Source organism: Chryseobacterium sp. AC417 (assembly GCF_979258215.1).
The window spans coordinates 1,307,828-1,324,969 of sequence record NZ_OZ409845.1 but is presented as its reverse complement, the minus strand read 5'-3'; the positions used below and the strand labels follow the sequence as shown (position 1 = coordinate 1,324,969).

Below are 17,142 nucleotides of genomic sequence, written 5' to 3'. Positions count from 1 at the left end.
TTAACCGTTTACCAATTACTGATACACTTTAGATTTATTTTTTAAAATTAATTTTCCGAAGTTTTTATAAATTCCAAAGCTTCATCAAATCTTTTACTCCACGGAAAAAAATATTGTATGACCATCGGAATATGTTTTTTATTAATCAATTTAGGTTTTACACTGGGTTGAAAAGGATGAAGTGCTTCCAGAAAATTTTCGTTAGCAACTTTAATCGAGGGATATGTTTTTTCGCCTACATAAATTAAAAAGGGCGGAGTCTTTTCATTGATAAAATAGATGGGAGATGCCTCTTTCCATTTTTCCGGATTTTTGCTCCATGTAGCGTCATAATTATTTTCTGCGGTTGGAGGATTTTTTTCTAAATAGTTTTTCATATCAATTCCTGCAGCATCAATTAAAATAATACCGGAAACCGTATTTTCAGGAATATTATATTTCGGATTCATCACTGCAGAAGCTGCCAATTGACCGCCCGCCGAATGACCTGAAACAAATATCTGCTGAGAATCTCCATTATATTTTTGAGCATTTGCTTTTGTGAATTGTATAGCCGCTGCTATTTCTTTTGTCATCTGATCGACATCTGCCTTCGGACTTAAGGTATAATTTGGAATAACTGCAATGATGTTTTTACGGGCAAAATTTTTACCCATCAAATTATATGTTTTTTTATCACCTGTATTCCAATTTCCTCCATGTACAAAGATGAGTACAGGATATTTTTTATTAACAGCCTTTTTTGGAGCGAAAACATTCAATTTAACTTCTTCTCCTGCATTGTTTTGAGTAAATGAAACATCCTTATAAACAGCCGTTGATTTGCAGCTGCTTATCATCAGACCCATTAAGAAAACTATGCAGAATGTACATTTCATATTACTACTATTTTGATAAAATAAGTTATTTGGGTTCCTGATAAGGAAACATTTTCACCAAACCTTCATACAAACTTCTGTGAAGAATTGTTGCATGATTGTCTGTTTCCATCATTTTATATTCTACCGTCCAGTTTTTTTTATTTGATTTTTTAAGAATATCGAATAGATTTTCTGCATCTTTTATCATGACAGGATGTTCCCCTTTTCCGACAGAAATATAAATGAATTTCTTAGTATCCTGAATTTTAGATAATAACTGATCTGCCTTTTTCAAAAGACTTTGATCATCCCACCACAAACTCGGACTGATGATAAAATAATGATTAAATAGTTCAGGTTTTTTCAACAAAATCTCTGTTGCCAAAAGTCCGCCAAGTGATTGTCCGAACACATAAGTATCGGTAGTTTTAAACTGACTTTCTATATAAGGCTTTAATTCTTTTTCAAGGAAACTGATGAACTTTTCCGAATGCCCCGTCGTAGGATAATCTTTTTGTAAATCTTTTAAATCTGTATGAAAAGTGAAGTCTTTTTTCCTGTCGACATTGGCAATTCCTACTACAATCGTTTCCGGCATTGCATACATTAAATTGAAGAACTGAACCAATCCTGTCACGTGAATAAAATCTTCATTCATGCTTCCATCCAGAAGATAAATGATCGGATAAGATTTTGTTTTATCAAAATTCTGTGGAAGATAGATGTTTAAGGTTCTTTCTTCGTTTAAGATTTTAGACTTAAATGTTCTGATTTCTCCAATCGTTAATGGTTTTACATTTCCATTCTGGGCAGAAACCATGAAGTGAAATACAAACAGAATACTGAAGGAAATGAGAAGTTTTTTTAACATATTAAATTTTGAAGCTCAATTATTTCACATCATCCCAAATGCTGTAATCAACAACTTTCGTAGGAATCTGCTGTACATATTCTGTAAATGGTTCGCAAGGCAAAATCGCATCTTTCCCTTCTCTTGCCAATTCCTGATAAAGTTTTGTTCCTTCCGTTTTCCATTTGATCATTTCATCAGAAACATCACGGATAATTTTTGCCGGACTTCCGACAATCAGCTTTCTTGCATCACATCTGAAATTTGCAGGAACAAACGCTAAAGCTCCAATGATACATTCATCACCGATAACGGCTTTGTCCATCACAACAGCGTTCATTCCAACCAGACAATTTCTACCGATATGTCCCGAATGAATAATAGCACCGTGACCTATGTGTGCAGATTCTTCCAAAATGGTTTCAATACCCGGAAAAACGTGCAGTGTACAGTTTTCCTGAACATTTGCCCCGTCTTTGATGATAATTTTACCCCAGTCGCCACGAATCACAGCATTTGGACCAATATAAACCTCTTCGCCGATTTCTACATTCCCGATGATTACCGCTTGCGGATGAACGTAAGCGGATGATTTGATAATGGGACGAATACCGTGATATGAGTAAATATTCATAATTTTTTAATTAAAAAATTAATTTAACAATGTATCAATCTAACAGTTTACCAATTGAGATTCTTCGACAAGTTCAGCATGATAGTGTGTAAAATTGGTACATTCATACATTGTCATATTGGTACATTGTTATACTGTTATATTGTTACATTATTGAAAAAGTTATACTTTTTCAATCACCATTGCATACCCTTGACCGACACCGATACAAAGCGTACATAACGCATATTTTTTATTTTGTTTCTGTAGCTCAATTGCCGCAGAACCAATGATTCTAGCTCCGGAAACTCCAAGCGGATGACCGATTGCAATTGCTCCTCCATTTGGATTGACTCTTGAATCATCATCCTGTAAACCTAAACTTCTGGTTACCGCCAAAGATTGAGCAGCAAAAGCTTCGTTCAATTCGATAACATCCATATCTTCTAATGAAAGATTCAGTCTTTTTAATAATTTCTGAGCCGCTTCAACCGGACCAATTCCCATGATTCTTGGTTCAACACCGGCAACTGAAGATCCTAAAATCTTAGCTTTCGGTTGTAAACCATATTTTTTTACCGCTTCCTCACTTGCTAAAATAAGAGCTGCTGCTCCGTCATTCATTCCGGAAGCATTTCCTGCAGTTACGGTTCCGCCTTCTTTTCTGAAAGCCGGACGCAGTTTCCCTAAACCTTCCATTGAAGATGTTGGCTTGATAAATTCGTCTTTATCGAAAATTTTTGGTTCGCCTTTTTTTTGCGGAATTTCAACGTTTACAATTTCTTCCGCCAGTCTTCCGCTTTCCTGTGCTTTTGTTGCTTTTTGTTGTGACCACAGCGCAAATTTATCCTGATCTTCACGGTTGATGTTGTGCATTTCTGCTAAGTTTTCAGCGGTGTCTCCCATTGCGTCAACGCCGTACATTTCTTTCATTTTTGGATTTACAAATCTCCATCCGAAAGTGGTATCAAACATCTGGCTGTCTCTCCCGAAAGCTGTACTTGGTTTTGACATTACGTAAGGTGAACGCGTCATGTGTTCTACTCCACCAGCAATATAAATTTCACCTTCTCCGGCTGCTATAGAACGGAAAGCATTGGCAACCGCCGACATTCCTGAAGCACATAATCTGTTGACGGTTTCCCCTCCAATCTTATACGGAAGTCCGGCCAATAAAAGTCCCATTCTTGCAACGTTTCTGTTGTCTTCACCCGCTTGATTTGCGCACCCGAAAATAACATCTTCAATTTCCTCAACAGGAACTTCAGGGTTTCTTGCAACAATTTCTTTCAAAACGATTGCTGCCAAATCATCAGCTCTCACTTCTGACAGACCTCCACCTAATTTTGAAATGGGAGTTCTGATGTAATCTATGATATATACGTTGTTCATGATATTTCAATTTAACAATGTAGCAATCTAACAGTATAACAATGTTAAATGCCTTAATTTTTATTTAAACTTGTACTTAATATTTTATAAATAATTTTTCCTAATTCTACAATTTGGTGTTCTAGTTTTTCATCAAATGGATAATTTTTGGAATGTTTACACAGATAAAGCCAATATTTGGTTTCTTCCAATTCTTTGGCTGAAATTTTTATCTTGTTGATAAAATCATTTTTACTATGAGGATTTTGTGCTTCAAATGCATTTGCACCAATGCTTGTTCCAGAGCGTAACAATTGTTTTGCAATAACAAATTTTCTTTTCTCCTCTAACAATTCACAGAATTCAATAATATCCAACGAAAACTGGACTGTTTTCTGAATTAATGGATTATTTTCAAAATTGATCATCATTATTAAATTGTTAGATTGGTAAATTATTACATGGCTAGATTGAGCTTAGAGCTCCGTTACTTTTTTTCCAATTTTATAAACTGTTCCCACAAATTTTGCAACCAACTCATCATTCTGATTGGTAATTTTGATGTCGTAGATGGCCGTTTTTCTTGTATTGTTGACCAAAATGCTTTCTGCTCTAAAAATATCGCCTTCTTTTCCTGCTTTGGTAAAATTGATGATACAATTCAGTGCAACAGCAGCTTCTCCGGAATTGTTGGATGAAAATGCCAGTGCAGAATCTGCAAAAGCAAACGTAACGCCTCCGTGAACAGTTTTAAGCCCATTAATCATATCTTTTTTGATGGGCATTTCTATCAAACAATAGTTTTCTTTGACTTCGATGATTTTGATATTCATCCATTGGGAAAAATAATCCTGATCGAGCATATATTCTGCAACCTGTCTTGGTGTCATAAATTTAATTTAACAGTGTAACATTTTACCAATTGATGCTTCGACAAGTTCAGCATGACAGTAGGTGATTGTTACATGGATGTATTTTTTACATTTTTCTTAACAAAGGGCTTTGTCTGTATCTCTCTTCCTGATATTCTTCATAAAGATTCTGCAGAGCTTCTGAGATTTTTGCATAACCGATTTCTTTTCCCCAAGCCAATAATCCTTTTGGATAGTTTACGCCTTTCTGCATTGCCAATTCTAAGTCTTCATCGCTTGCAATTCCTAATCTTTTTGCTTCTACAGCTTCGTTGATCAGCATTGAAATAATTCTTAAAAAGATTGGTTGATAAAGAGCGTTGTCTTTCGTTGGTTCTGTTTTTACAGCGCCGTCAGCATAATCGTAAAATCCTTTTCCTGTTTTTCTGCCGTGAAGTTTTGCTTCAGACATTCTTTGCTGTAGAAGAGATGGTTTGTATTTCGGGTCGTAGAAATATTCTTTGTAAACCGTTGTGGTAACAGAGAAATTCACATCAACACCGATTAAATCCATCAATTCAAAAGGACCCATTTTGAAGTTTCCGATTGTTTTCATCGCATCATCAACCTGTTCTATAGTGGCAATGTTTTCTTCAACAATTCTTAATGCCTCACCGTAATAGGGACGAGCAATTCTGTTGACAATGAAGCCGGGAATATCTTTGGCAATCACAGGCGTTTTGCCCCAATCCTTCATAAGATTGTACATTTTTTCGGCTAAAGATTTTTCGGTAAGTAAAGACGGAATAATTTCAACCAAAGGCATTAAAGGAGCCGGATTGAAAAAGTGAATCCCTATAAAACGCTCCTGTTTTTGCAATTCTGCACCGAGAGAAGTGATGGATATGGATGATGTATTGGAAGCAATCACACAGCTTTCTGAAATATGTTTCTCTAATTCTGTGAAAACTTTAGTCTTTATTTCTTTATTTTCGATGATGGCTTCAATGATCAACCCGCAATCCTTGAAGTCCTTCAATTCTGTCGCAATGGAAATATTAGATAAAATTTCGACCATTGTCTCTGACGAAATCTTCTGTTTGTCTACCAATCTGGTTAAGGTTTTTTCTAAACCTACAGTTGCCGTTTCTACCTGTTTTGCATTGGCATCATAGACCCAAACTTTACATCCGTTGGTTGCGGCTACTTGAGCAATGCCAATTCCCATTGTTCCTGCACCGATAATTCCTATATTCATAATCTAACCGTGTATCAATGTAACAATGTAACAATTACGCCCTGTCATGCTGAACTTGTTGAAGCATTTCATTGGTAAACTGCTACATTGGTACATTGTTATATTAATTCTTATTTTCCCAAATAATTAGGTTTTCTTTTTTGTAAAAATGCACTTACTCCTTCTTTGAAATCTTCCGTTTCGGCAGCTTCCTGCTGTAAATCTCCTTCCAGTTCCAACTGTTCCTTCAAAGTATTATTATACGAATTTGCAAAGGCTTTTTTGGTTAATTTTAAACCAACAGTCGGCATATTGGAAACTTTCTCTAAAATTTCCATTGATTTTGAATTGAATTCTTCTTCAGTGAAAACCTCAGCAACCAAACCATAAGATTTTGATTCTTCAGCCGATAATTTTTTACCGGTAAATGCTAAATAGTTTGCCAATTGTCTTCCCAATAATTTAGGCAAAAAATAAGTTCCGCCTGTATCAGGAATCAAACCTATATTGGAGAATGCCTGAGCAAAATATGCTTTATCACTTGCTAAAACGAAGTCACAAATCAACGCCAACATTGCACCGGCTCCCACTGCAGGACCGTTTACCAAAGCAACAACAGGTTTTTTGCAACGCGTAATTTCTAACACCAATGGATTGTAATAATCGGTTACAATTCTTCTGATGATCTCGTTATCGTGATGTTCGTTGCCCTGAACAAATGCATCATCCAGGTTCTGACCAGAGCAGAACGCTTTTCCTCTTCCTGAAATGGCAACACATCTTACCGTAGGATCATTACTGCACTCTTTTACAAAATCTCTCAAATCTGACAACGAAGGCTTCGTTAAAGCATTCATCGTATCAGGTTGATTGAGATAAGCGATTTTTAATTTTCCGTCAAAATGCGATTCAATATCGAGTTGTGTGTACATAGTTTTAATTTTATGATTAATGTAAATTTACATATAAAAATGTGGCAAAGTATGAGTTTAGCCTAATAACAATATTTACAGCATTCAAAATTGTTACATTTCTAGATGATTACATTAATTTTAGTGGCATTTGAAATAATCAAAAGGTTCCAAACAATCCAGACATTGATAAGAGGCCTTACATAAAGTAGACCCGAATCTGCTGATCTGCTTAGAATTCATAGAACCACAACGAGGACATTTTTTGGGTTTCCCGATGTGATTTTCGTCTGCTCCTTTTTCGGGCGGCGAAATTCCATACACATGAAGTTTTTCTCTCGCTTCATCTGTCAACCAGTCTGTGGTCCAGATCGGAAACATTTTGGTGACTACTTTTGCATCCCATCCGTTTTCCTTCATGATCTTGATGATGTCTTCCTCAATGGTAAACATTGCGGGACAGGCAGAATAAGTAGGAGTAATCGTTATTTCACAAGAATTCTCGCTCGTCACTTTCGCTTCTCTTACAATGCCCAATTCCACGATATTGATTACCGGAATTTCCGGATCGGGGACTAATTCTAATATTTCTAAAGGATTTTTCAATCTTCTTTTATCTCAAAGTTTTTAACGCAAAGTGTGCTAAGATTTTTTTAACTACTAACTGCTTTTAAGTTCGCAAAGGCGTTTCACTCAGCAAAGTCAACAAAATATAATTCCAATGCCAGTTCAAATTGTTACATTGATAAACTGCTACATTGTTACATTCAAAAACCTACCACGTACATCCCGGATACGCTCTCTGCATATACTGCAATTCACAAAGCATAAATCCGAAATATTCTGTATGGTATCCTGTTCTTGATTTTGGCTGCATGAAAGGATTTGCAGGATATTCCAAACCAAAATCTGCAAAATCTTTTGTTGTAATCGAAAGGAAGTCTTCATACAAAGCATCAACATTCGGAGCGATATTTAAAGCAATTAAATCATCTTCACCTTCTGTTTTTGCAAATAAACCTTTGGTATATTCCCAGATGTTTTCGATGGATCTTTCCAGACGCATTTTACTTTCTTCTGTTCCCTGTCCGAAAATTTTCATCCATGAAGCGGCATGAGTGTAATGATATCTTACCTCTTTCAAAGATTTCTGAGCGATGGCAGAAAGTTCTTCGTCCGTTGAGTTTGACAAAGCTTCATACATTAATTTCTGATACACAGAAAAAACATATACTTTCAGAATGGTCTGAGCATAATCTTCGTTGGGAAGTTCTGTCCAGTGTGCATTCAGATATTCGTGCTCGTATCTAAGGAAAGCCAGGTCATCTTCACTTTTTCCGTTATCGGCAACTCTTGAAGCGTAAACATAAAAATTGTTGGCTTGCCCAAGTTCATCCAAAGCAATATTCGTCAATGCAATATCTTCCTCCAGATAAGGACCTTCACCGCACCACGCAGATAAACGCTGTCCCATAATGAAACTGTCGTCCGCTAGTTTTAATAAATAATTATATAATGGGTTCATTGTTTAGTAGATTTCAGATTTCAGATATTAGATTTCAGATTGACAATAAGTCTATTATCTTATATCTCACATCTTAAAATCTTTATTAATTACATATTTTTCACATCGTTTGGAATATCGTAGAACGTCGGGTGACGGTATAATTTGTCATCAGCCGGATCGAAAAATGCTTCTTTGTCTATTCCTTCCGAAGTAACCATATATTTACTTGGAACTACCCAAACAGAAGTTCCTTCCTTTCTTCTTGTATAAACGTCTCTTGCGTTCTGCAAAGCCATTTCTGCTGTTGGTGCCTGTACAATTCCAACGTGTTTGTGAGATAATCCCGGTTTAGTCTGAATAAACACTTCCCACACATCTAAATTTGCCATAAATAAAATTAAATTTAACAATGTATCAATGTACCAGTTTACCAATGAAATGCTTCGACAAGCTCAGCATGACAATGATTGTTACATTTTTACATTGGTATATTGTTATATCGAAATTTTTTCTTGTTTCTCAGCAAAAGCAATCGCCGCTTCTTTTACCCATAGGTTTTCCTGCTGCGCTTTTACTTTGGTCTGCAATCTTTTTTTGTTGCAAGGCCCGTTTCCTTTTAAGATTTCCATGAATTCACCCCAAGGAAGTTCCCCGAAATCGTAATGTTGTCTTTCCTCATTCCATTTCAGATCTTTATCAGGAACGGTTAAGCCTAAAAATTCAGCCTGAGAAACCGTAACGTCAATAAATCTCTGACGAAGACTGTCGTTACTTTCTCTTTTCACTCTGTAATTCATTGAGATTTTTGAGTTTGGCGAACTGTCGTCATTCGGACCAAACATCATCAAAGCCGGCCACCAGAAACGGTTTAACGAAGCCTGAGCCATTTCTTTCTGCTGTTTTGTACCACGGCAAAGTGCCATCAAAATTTCATACCCCTGTCTTTGGTGAAAAGATTCTTCTTTACAGATTTTTACCATCGCTCTGGAGTAAGGACCGTAAGAATTCCCCATCAACATAACTTGATTCATAATCGCTGCACCATCAACTAACCAACCGATTGCACCAATATCTGCCCAGCTCAAAGTAGGATAATTGAAAATACTTGAGTATTTTGCTTTTCCTTCCAGCATATCTTCATAGGTTGCATCTCTGTCTGCTCTGATTGTTCCGTTTCCTAACGTTTCGGTGGCAGAATACAGGTATAAACCGTGACCTGCTTCATCCTGTACTTTAGCCAAAAGAGCCATTTTTCTTCTTAATGAAGGTGCTTCTGGAAACCCAGTTTGCTTCCGGCAACATTCCGACAATCTCAGAATGTGCGTGCTGTGAAATCTGACGAACCAATAATTTTCTGTAATCATCGGGCATTACATCTTTTGGTTCTACTTTATTTTCGTCGTGTACGTATTGTACGAATTTTTCTAAGTCCATAATTTTTCAATTTAGCAATGTATCAGTCTAGCAATGTACCAATGATTGTTACATCGGTAAACTGGTAAATTGTTACATTAATTATACATCATAATTTAGCATCACCACATTGGTCGTCGGATGACACTGGCAAGTCAGAACAAAACCTCTGGCTACTTCGTCTTCGGTCAATGCGAAATTTTTCTCCATGAAAACTTCTCCTTCGAGAACTTCCGCTTTACACGTACAGCAAACTCCTCCTTTACAAGCGAAAGGTACGGGGAGATTGTCTTTCAATGCTTTATCTAAGATACTCTCTTTTTTTGAATTCAAATGGAACGAATATTCATCATCATCGATAATCACCGTTACCATACTTTCAATATTGGCAATTGCCTTGAATTCATCACTCATTTCCGCAGAATCTTCTTCATCCGGAGCCGAGAAATATTCAAACAAAACCTGAATGGCAGGAACTTTCTTTTCTTTTTTCAAATAGTCAGAAATCCCTTTGATCATATCAGAAGGTCCGCAAATAAAATAAGTAGCTTCTTTGATGTCAATGTCTGTATATCTTTCAAACAAATGTTCTAATTTTTCCGGAGAAATTCTTCCTTCAAAAATAGGGTCTGCGTGTTTTTCACGGCTTACCAGATAAACTACTTTCAGCCTGCCGTTGAACTGCTCTACCAATGCATCTATCTCAGCTTTTTTCATCACATGATTCATGCTTCTGTTGCTGTAGAAAAGATAGGCGTTTGAGTTGGGCTCCTGGTAAAGACTTTCTTTTAAGTTAGAAAGAATCGGGCTGATTCCGCTTCCGGCTGCTAATCCAACATAGGTTTTTGTGTTGGTCGGATGATAAGAAGTATTGAAACCGCCCATCGGAGGCATTACTTCCAGCAATTCATCCATATGAAGATGCTCATTGAAATATCCTGAAACTTTTCCGTTTTCTAAAAGCTTTACCAGAACTTCAAGCGTATTGCTTTTTTCGCTCGGCGCATTGCAGATAGAGTAAGAACGGCGTTCTTCATTACCGTTTACCATGAGTTTAAAGTTCAGATACTGCCCTTGTTTGAACCTGAATTTATCTTTCAGCTCCTCAGGAATTTCTAACGCTACATTTACAGCATCATTGGTATCTTTCTGAACTTTTACAGTTTTTAATTTATAAAATGAATTCATTTTTGATATGCTAAATAAAACTAACTAACACTTGTTAGGTACAAATGTAAAAATATTTTCTGTGATGACAAAATTTTTATAATTCTTTGATATTCTATGATTTTCCTATAAGACCGAAAAGTATTTTGTTCCTGATTTCATCTTTAATTTCAACGGTAGATTCTACATTTCTTTTAAACCAGAAATAAGAATTGTTTAAAGTATGAAGAATAAATCTTGTCGTAAAAGCAGGAGATTTCAATTCCCAGTTTTCGGCCTTATAGATTTCAATCAGCAATTTTTCGACTTCCAGCTGATAATTTTTTCTCATTTCGACAAATTCAGGAAGTCGACCGTCCAAATGTTTCCATTCATTGGAATAGATGTGAGTAACATCCCGGTTTTCAAGAACCACAGATAAATGTTTGTCGATAAATAAATTCAATTTTTCTGTAGGAGGAACATCGGTATTTTTGATTTCCTGAAGCTGCGCAAAAAATTCATGAGCGATTCCAAAGCAAATCCATTCCAGAATTTCTTCTTTTGAACGGATGTGTGCGTATAAAGAAGCAGCTTTGATGTTCAGTCTTGTTGCCAAATCTCTTACAGAACTGCCCATATAACCTTTTTCTTTAAAAAGTTCTACCGCAACGTCTAAAATTTTCTTTTGTTTTTCTTTAAGCTCCATGATGTAATACAAAAGTAACTATTCTGATTTAAAATTTATTTCTGAAAATTGATAACATACGAATGTCAAAATATACCGTAAAAATTATGGTGTAAACCTCTTTTTCGGAAAATTTGTCAATAAAAATAATCATAAAAATACAATATTCGGAAAATTTGTCTTAAAAATTTATAAATTCAATAATAGAATACTTTTTGCGATCAGTTAAGTGAATTAAATGATTAAATAGGATTTAAGGACATCAGAATTTAGAAATTCGATTTAAAATTAGCACTTATTAGACTCTTATGGTCTGAAATCTGATGTCTGAAATCTTATATTGACAACAAAACCAAAATATACACGATATGAACTTAAATCAATATACCGTAAAATCACAGGAAGCCATCCAGGCCGCTCAGCAAGTAGCAATGGAACTTGGCAACCAGCAAATAGAACCTCAACATCTTTTGGAAGGAATTTTTCAAATAGATGAAAATATATCGCCTTTCCTGCTAAAAAAATCTGAAGCAGACGCCACTTTGGTAAGAGAGCGAAACCGTGAAAATCTTGCAAAACTGCCAAAAGTACAGGGTGGAAATATTTACCTTTCACAATCTGCCAACAAAGTTTTGCTTGATGCACCCAACATCGCCAAAAAAATGGGAGATGAATTCGTGACGATCGAACATTTATGGCTTTCATTATTAGAAACCAATTCCGAAGTCTCTAAGACACTGAAAGATTTGGGCGTAACCAAAAGTCTTTTGGAAGGCGCAATTAAAGAATTAAGAAAAGGAAGTACTGCGAATTCTGCAAGCTCAGAAGAAACGTATCAATCCTTAAAAAAATACGCAAAAAACTTCAACGAACTCGCTGCAGAAGGAAAACTTGATCCCGTCATCGGTCGTGACGAGGAAATCAGAAGAGTTTTGCAGATTCTTTCCAGAAGAACTAAAAATAATCCGATTCTGATTGGTGAACCCGGAGTGGGTAAAACTGCCATTGCTGAAGGAATTGCGCACAGAATTATTTCCGGAGACATTCCTGAAAACTTACAGGATAAAACCTTGTATTCCTTAGATATGGGAGCTTTGATTGCCGGAGCAAAATACAAAGGTGAATTTGAAGAACGCTTGAAATCTGTGATCAACGAGGTCACAAAGTCGAACGGACAAATTATTCTTTTCATCGATGAAATCCATACTTTGGTAGGAGCCGGAGGTGGCGAAGGTGCAATGGATGCCGCCAATATTCTGAAACCCGCGTTGGCAAGAGGAGAATTAAGAGCGATCGGAGCCACAACTTTGAATGAATATCAAAAATATTTTGAAAAAGATAAAGCATTAGAAAGACGTTTCCAGAAAGTGATGGTGGAAGAACCTGATACGGAATCTGCCATCTCCATTCTTCGTGGGATTAAAGATAAATATGAAGCACATCATAAAGTAAGAATCAAAGATGAAGCTATTATTGCTGCGGTAGAAATGTCTCAGCGATATATTTCAGACCGATTTTTACCGGATAAAGCGATTGATCTGATTGATGAAGCTTCGGCAAAATTGAGAATGGAAATCAATTCGAAACCTGAAGAACTTGATGTTCTCGACAGAAAACTGATGCAGATGGAAATTGAATTGGCAGCCATCTCAAGAGAAGGAAATCAGACGAAAATTGACCATTTGAAAGAAGATATTTCAAAAATTTCTGAACAACGAAATGAAATTAATGCAAAATGGCTGAAGGAAAAACAAAAATCTGAGGATCTTACATCCATTAAAAAAGATATTGAATCTCTGAAACTGGAAGCCGAAAGAGCTTCAAGAGCAGGAGATTATGCAAAAGTTGCTGAAATACAGTATGGGAAAATCAAGGAAAAAGAAGATGCTTTGCAAAAACTCGAACTGGAAATGCAAAACCATCAGAATGAATTGATTAAAGAAGAAGTGACCTCGGAAAATATCTCGGAAGTGATCGGAAAATGGACAGGAATTCCTGTTACCAAATTGCTACAGTCTGAAAGAGAAAAATTATTACATCTGGAAACCGAACTTCATCACAGAGTTGTAGGTCAGGAGGAAGCAATCCAGGCGGTTTCAGATGCGATCAGAAGAAACAGAGCGGGATTGAGCGACGAGAAAAAACCAATCGGAAGTTTCTTGTTTTTAGGAACAACCGGTGTTGGTAAAACTGAGCTGGCAAAAGCTTTAGCAGAATTCCTTTTCGATGACGAAAACAATATGACGAGAATTGATATGAGTGAATATCAGGAAAGACACAGCGTGTCCAGGCTTGTTGGTGCGCCTCCTGGATATGTGGGTTACGATGAAGGTGGACAATTAACGGAAGCAGTGAGAAGAAGACCTTACTCAGTTGTGCTTTTAGATGAAATTGAAAAAGCGCATCCTGATGTTTTCAATACTTTGCTGCAGGTTTTGGATGACGGAAGATTAACAGATAATAAAGGCAGAGTGGTAAATTTTAAAAACACGATTATCATTATGACTTCGAATCTCGGTTCGCACATCATTCAGGAGAATTTTGAAGATATCACTGAGGAAAATCAAGATGAAATTGTTGACAAAACTAAAATTGAAGTTTTCGGCTTATTAAAACAAACTTTGCGTCCAGAATTTTTGAACAGAATTGATGAAACGGTATTGTTCCAGCCTTTAAGAAAAAAAGAAATCGGAAAAATCGTTCAGTATCAGTTGAGAGGTTTCAATGATTTGTTGTTAAAACGAAACATCATTATGACAGCAACACAGGATGCTTTGGATTATCTGACCAATAAAGGTTACGACCCAAGCTTTGGAGCAAGACCTTTGAAAAGAGTAATTCAGCAGGAAGTTCTGAATAAATTATCAAGAGAAATCCTTGCAGGAACCGTGAATGACGGGGACAGAATCACTTTAGATTATTTTGAGGAAACAGGTTTGGTTTTCAGACCATTAGACAAATAACAGAGTAGTTTTTTTCATATATATTATTTTTAAAGAAATAACCGCAAACTAAAATTTGCGGTTATTTTATTTTAAAAGTACCGTAAAATCACGGAATTTTAAGCTTAGGGAAAAAACATATCCTATTTTTCTTTAATTTGCAGTAAAATTTAGAACTAATACTATGGAAAACAAAACTGAAACAACAGAAAAAAAGAGACTTAGTGCTGCGAATTTGATGCCTACAGAAATAATTCAAACCCAGGTTGACAATTATCGTAATAACCAGCTTTTGACAATCAATGAAAACATGAGAATAGATGATGCGCATTCGATCTGGTTTGATCTGGTTACTATGAAAAAATTTATTGCAGATATTGAAGAAGAAGCGACTAATGTAGATTCTGCAGTAAAAACTGAAGATTTGGGCATCCGTTTTTATTATGCAGCATATCCTGAGCAACCTGCAGAACCAATTCCTGAAGATTATGCCAAAAGACACACTCTCATCATGGTTCCTACAAAAAGGCAGGATGATCTTAACTATGACTTTAATCCTTATCAAGAAATCGGTCAGGCATTGGCAATGACGTTAGAAGTTTCAGGAAGAGCGGTTGCTCAGAATCATGGGGCACTTATTCCTCCGGGAACATCTATTGTAGAGTCATACTAATGAAAGACCTCCAATTATTGCTGCAGGATTCGATGATTTTCACTGAAGGTTTTGCAGCATTTATTGCTGTTTTTATGACTTTCAAAAAAAGCAAGAAAACGACATATCGTTATTTTGCGGGTTATCTCGTATTTATTTTTTGCTGTGAAATGCTTGGAAAATTCGGTGCAGAATACAGTCCGTTTCCTATAAATTTAGTTTTTAATTATTTTGTGATCCCATTAGAATTCATATTTTTCTTTTGGCTTTATGCTTATGTTTCTTTACAGAAAAAGGTTTTATTTTGGAGTTTTACAGCCTTATTTTTATTAGCTTATATACCCAATGAACTTTATTTTTTGAAAAATAAGTATATCTTTTCTTTCAATTATACTTTTGGGAGCGTACTGTTGATGTTTTTAGTTGTTATGGAATATTATAAGCAGATTAATTCAGATCATATCCTGGAATTTGCTAAAAATCCTATGTTTTACACCAACCTCGGAGTAACGTTATTTTATATTGGGACTCTTCCATATTGGACGTTTTATCTTCAAATCTTCGAACACAGACAAATTCTGGAATATATATACTTTATATTTCCAGACTTCGGCGATTATTATGTATCTTATGTTCGCAAGTTCTTTTATATGGGGAAAACAGAATTATTCTTAACAATTTTTTTATTCAACATTTTCTTTGTCTTTTTTATTGTTGCCGTAATGGTTTATATAAAAAAATACAAACAGAGAAAAGTAGAATATTTAAGTGAAATTCAAATCAAGAACGAAATTCATCAGAGAGAACTTTTAGCCACTCAATTAGAAATTCAACAGTCTACAATGCAGCAAATAGGTCGTGAGCTTCATGATAATATTGGTCAGAAACTCACTTTGGTAAGTCTTTACACTCAACAGCTTTTGTACGAAAATAAAGTTCCTGAAGTGGTTGAGAGAATAGATCAGGTTTCACAAATCATTAATCAGTCACTTCAGGATTTACGAAATCTGTCTAAAACTCTTACAGATGATAATATCAACCAGAAAGAAATTGTAGCTTTAATTAAAGAAGAGGTTGAGACCACCAATACCATTAAAAAATGCATCATAAGTTTTGAACACAATTTTGAGGATTTAGATTTAGATTTCATGCACAAAAATGTTTTACTCAGAATTACGCAGGAGTTTATTCAGAACAGCATTAAACATTCACAATGCAAAAATATTTTTATTCATCTGAATACTTCTGAAACCAATTTATGGGAACTTATTATTAAAGATGATGGGGTTGGCTTCGATGCCTCTACAAACCTCAGCAATGGAATTGGGCTAACAAATATGAGAAACCGTGCTAAGATCATCGGAGCCGAATTTAGTCTCGAAAGTAAAAAAGATTCCGGAACCACACTCAGCATATCTTTTAAAAAACAATCATGAAAACAACCATAATTATTGTAGATGATCATCTCCTGATTGCAAAAGCATTAGAAGGAATCATCAATAATTTCAAAGATTTTACAGTAATAAATGTAGCAGAAAACGGCCAGGATCTTATTGATAAGTTTGAGAATAACTGCAAGATTCCTGATATTATTCTGATGGACATCAGTATGCCCGTAATGGATGGTTTTGAAACTGTAATTTGGCTTAAAAACAATCATCCGGACATTAAAGTAATGGCATTAAGTATGCAGGGTGATGAACAAAGTCTTATTAAAATGATAAAAAACGGAGCCAAAGGGTATTTATTAAAAAATACGCATCCTAAAGATCTTGAAGAGGCTCTTATCAAAATAAAGGATAATGGTTTTTTCTACCCGGAATGGGCTTCAAAAATTATATTTAATGTAAATGACGAAAAAAATAATGAAAAAGCAGTGCGGATTTCCACCCGGGAAAAAGAATTTCTCAAATACACCGTAACTGAGCTCAGTTATAAACAAATTTCCGATATAATGTGCTGCAGCCCTAGAACAGTAGAAAGTTATAGAGATCAGCTTTGTGAAAAATTAAAACTGAAAACAAGAGTAGGTTTGGCGATTTTTGCGCTAAAAAACGGTTTTGCAGAATCTTAATTCTCAAATCTTTATAAGTAAGATTTT

17 protein-coding genes and 1 pseudogene are annotated in these 17,142 nt (G+C 35.6%); 4 read left to right on the top strand and 14 right to left on the bottom strand.

The features are described 5' to 3' along the window. Positions 1-47: 47 nt before the first annotated feature. The 14 genes and pseudogenes from ACZZ9T_RS06445 to ACZZ9T_RS06380 all read right to left on the bottom strand — a co-directional run bounded on the left by ACZZ9T_RS06445 (position 48) and on the right by ACZZ9T_RS06380 (position 11,468). A complete protein-coding gene (locus tag ACZZ9T_RS06445) occupies positions 48-878 on the bottom strand; it encodes an alpha/beta hydrolase (protein WP_463441378.1) in 831 nt (276 codons plus the stop codon). A gap of 25 nt (positions 879-903) precedes the next feature. Beyond that, positions 904-1,731, bottom strand: coding sequence for an alpha/beta hydrolase (locus ACZZ9T_RS06440; RefSeq protein WP_463441377.1), 828 nt, complete (start codon positions 1,729-1,731; stop codon positions 904-906). Between the two features lie 19 nt (positions 1,732-1,750). After that, positions 1,751-2,344, bottom strand: a complete 594-nt coding sequence (locus tag ACZZ9T_RS06435) for an acyltransferase (RefSeq protein WP_463441376.1) — start codon at positions 2,342-2,344, stop codon at positions 1,751-1,753. Positions 2,345-2,506: 162 nt separating this feature from the next. Then, the gene (gene pcaF, locus ACZZ9T_RS06430; protein ID WP_463441375.1) at positions 2,507-3,715 is read right to left on the bottom strand and encodes a 3-oxoadipyl-CoA thiolase; all 1,209 of its coding nucleotides are present in this window, start codon (positions 3,713-3,715) and stop codon (positions 2,507-2,509) included. Between the two features lie 53 nt (positions 3,716-3,768). Next, positions 3,769-4,122 (bottom strand): four helix bundle protein, encoded by a 354-nt coding sequence (locus ACZZ9T_RS06425; protein ID WP_116097637.1) that lies wholly within the window; start codon positions 4,120-4,122, stop codon positions 3,769-3,771. A gap of 48 nt (positions 4,123-4,170) precedes the next feature. Then, positions 4,171-4,584, bottom strand: a complete 414-nt coding sequence (locus ACZZ9T_RS06420) for a PaaI family thioesterase (RefSeq protein ID WP_463441374.1) — start codon at positions 4,582-4,584, stop codon at positions 4,171-4,173. A gap of 88 nt (positions 4,585-4,672) precedes the next feature. Further along, entirely contained in the window at positions 4,673-5,803 is a 1,131-nt protein-coding gene (locus ACZZ9T_RS06415; RefSeq protein ID WP_463441373.1) for a 3-hydroxyacyl-CoA dehydrogenase NAD-binding domain-containing protein, read from the bottom strand. Between the two features lie 110 nt (positions 5,804-5,913). Further along, entirely contained in the window at positions 5,914-6,714 is an 801-nt protein-coding gene (locus ACZZ9T_RS06410) for an enoyl-CoA hydratase/isomerase family protein (protein ID WP_463441372.1), read from the bottom strand. A 120-nt stretch (positions 6,715-6,834) separates the two neighbouring features. Beyond that, positions 6,835-7,299, bottom strand: coding sequence for a 1,2-phenylacetyl-CoA epoxidase subunit PaaD (gene paaD / locus ACZZ9T_RS06405; RefSeq protein WP_463441371.1), 465 nt, complete (start codon positions 7,297-7,299; stop codon positions 6,835-6,837). Positions 7,300-7,468: 169 nt separating this feature from the next. Further along, positions 7,469-8,218 (bottom strand): 1,2-phenylacetyl-CoA epoxidase subunit PaaC, encoded by a 750-nt coding sequence (paaC, locus tag ACZZ9T_RS06400; RefSeq protein ID WP_463441370.1) that lies wholly within the window; start codon positions 8,216-8,218, stop codon positions 7,469-7,471. Positions 8,219-8,307: 89 nt separating this feature from the next. Continuing rightward, on the bottom strand, positions 8,308-8,589 hold the full coding sequence (gene paaB / locus ACZZ9T_RS06395) for a 1,2-phenylacetyl-CoA epoxidase subunit PaaB (protein WP_463430523.1): 282 nt from the start codon (positions 8,587-8,589) through the stop codon (positions 8,308-8,310). Between the two features lie 105 nt (positions 8,590-8,694). Continuing rightward, a pseudogene (paaA, locus tag ACZZ9T_RS06390) lies at positions 8,695-9,634 on the bottom strand (1,2-phenylacetyl-CoA epoxidase subunit PaaA). 81 nt (positions 9,635-9,715) lie between these two features. After that, positions 9,716-10,801: a 2Fe-2S iron-sulfur cluster-binding protein gene (locus ACZZ9T_RS06385; RefSeq protein WP_463430521.1), complete on the bottom strand. Its 1,086-nt coding sequence runs from the start codon at positions 10,799-10,801 to the stop codon at positions 9,716-9,718. A 94-nt stretch (positions 10,802-10,895) separates the two neighbouring features. Then, on the bottom strand, positions 10,896-11,468 hold the full coding sequence (locus ACZZ9T_RS06380; protein WP_463441369.1) for a TetR/AcrR family transcriptional regulator: 573 nt from the start codon (positions 11,466-11,468) through the stop codon (positions 10,896-10,898). 347 nt (positions 11,469-11,815) lie between these two features. Here ACZZ9T_RS06380 and clpB point away from each other — a divergent pair, with 347 nt between their 5' ends. From clpB to ACZZ9T_RS06360, 4 genes are all read left to right on the top strand, one after another. Continuing rightward, positions 11,816-14,410, top strand: a complete 2,595-nt coding sequence (clpB, locus tag ACZZ9T_RS06375; RefSeq protein ID WP_463441368.1) for an ATP-dependent chaperone ClpB — start codon at positions 11,816-11,818, stop codon at positions 14,408-14,410. A gap of 163 nt (positions 14,411-14,573) precedes the next feature. Then, positions 14,574-15,062, top strand: a complete 489-nt coding sequence (locus ACZZ9T_RS06370; RefSeq protein ID WP_463441367.1) for a hypothetical protein — start codon at positions 14,574-14,576, stop codon at positions 15,060-15,062. After that, positions 15,062-16,477, top strand: a complete 1,416-nt coding sequence (locus ACZZ9T_RS06365) for a sensor histidine kinase (protein WP_463441366.1) — start codon at positions 15,062-15,064, stop codon at positions 16,475-16,477. Before ACZZ9T_RS06370 ends, ACZZ9T_RS06365 begins: the two co-directional genes overlap by 1 nt. After that, positions 16,474-17,115 carry a response regulator transcription factor gene (locus ACZZ9T_RS06360; RefSeq protein WP_463430515.1) on the top strand — a complete coding sequence of 214 codons (642 nt, stop codon included), beginning with the start codon at positions 16,474-16,476 and terminating at the stop codon, positions 17,113-17,115. The genes ACZZ9T_RS06365 and ACZZ9T_RS06360 overlap by 4 nt, the downstream gene beginning before the upstream one ends. Positions 17,116-17,142: the final 27 nt, after the last annotated feature.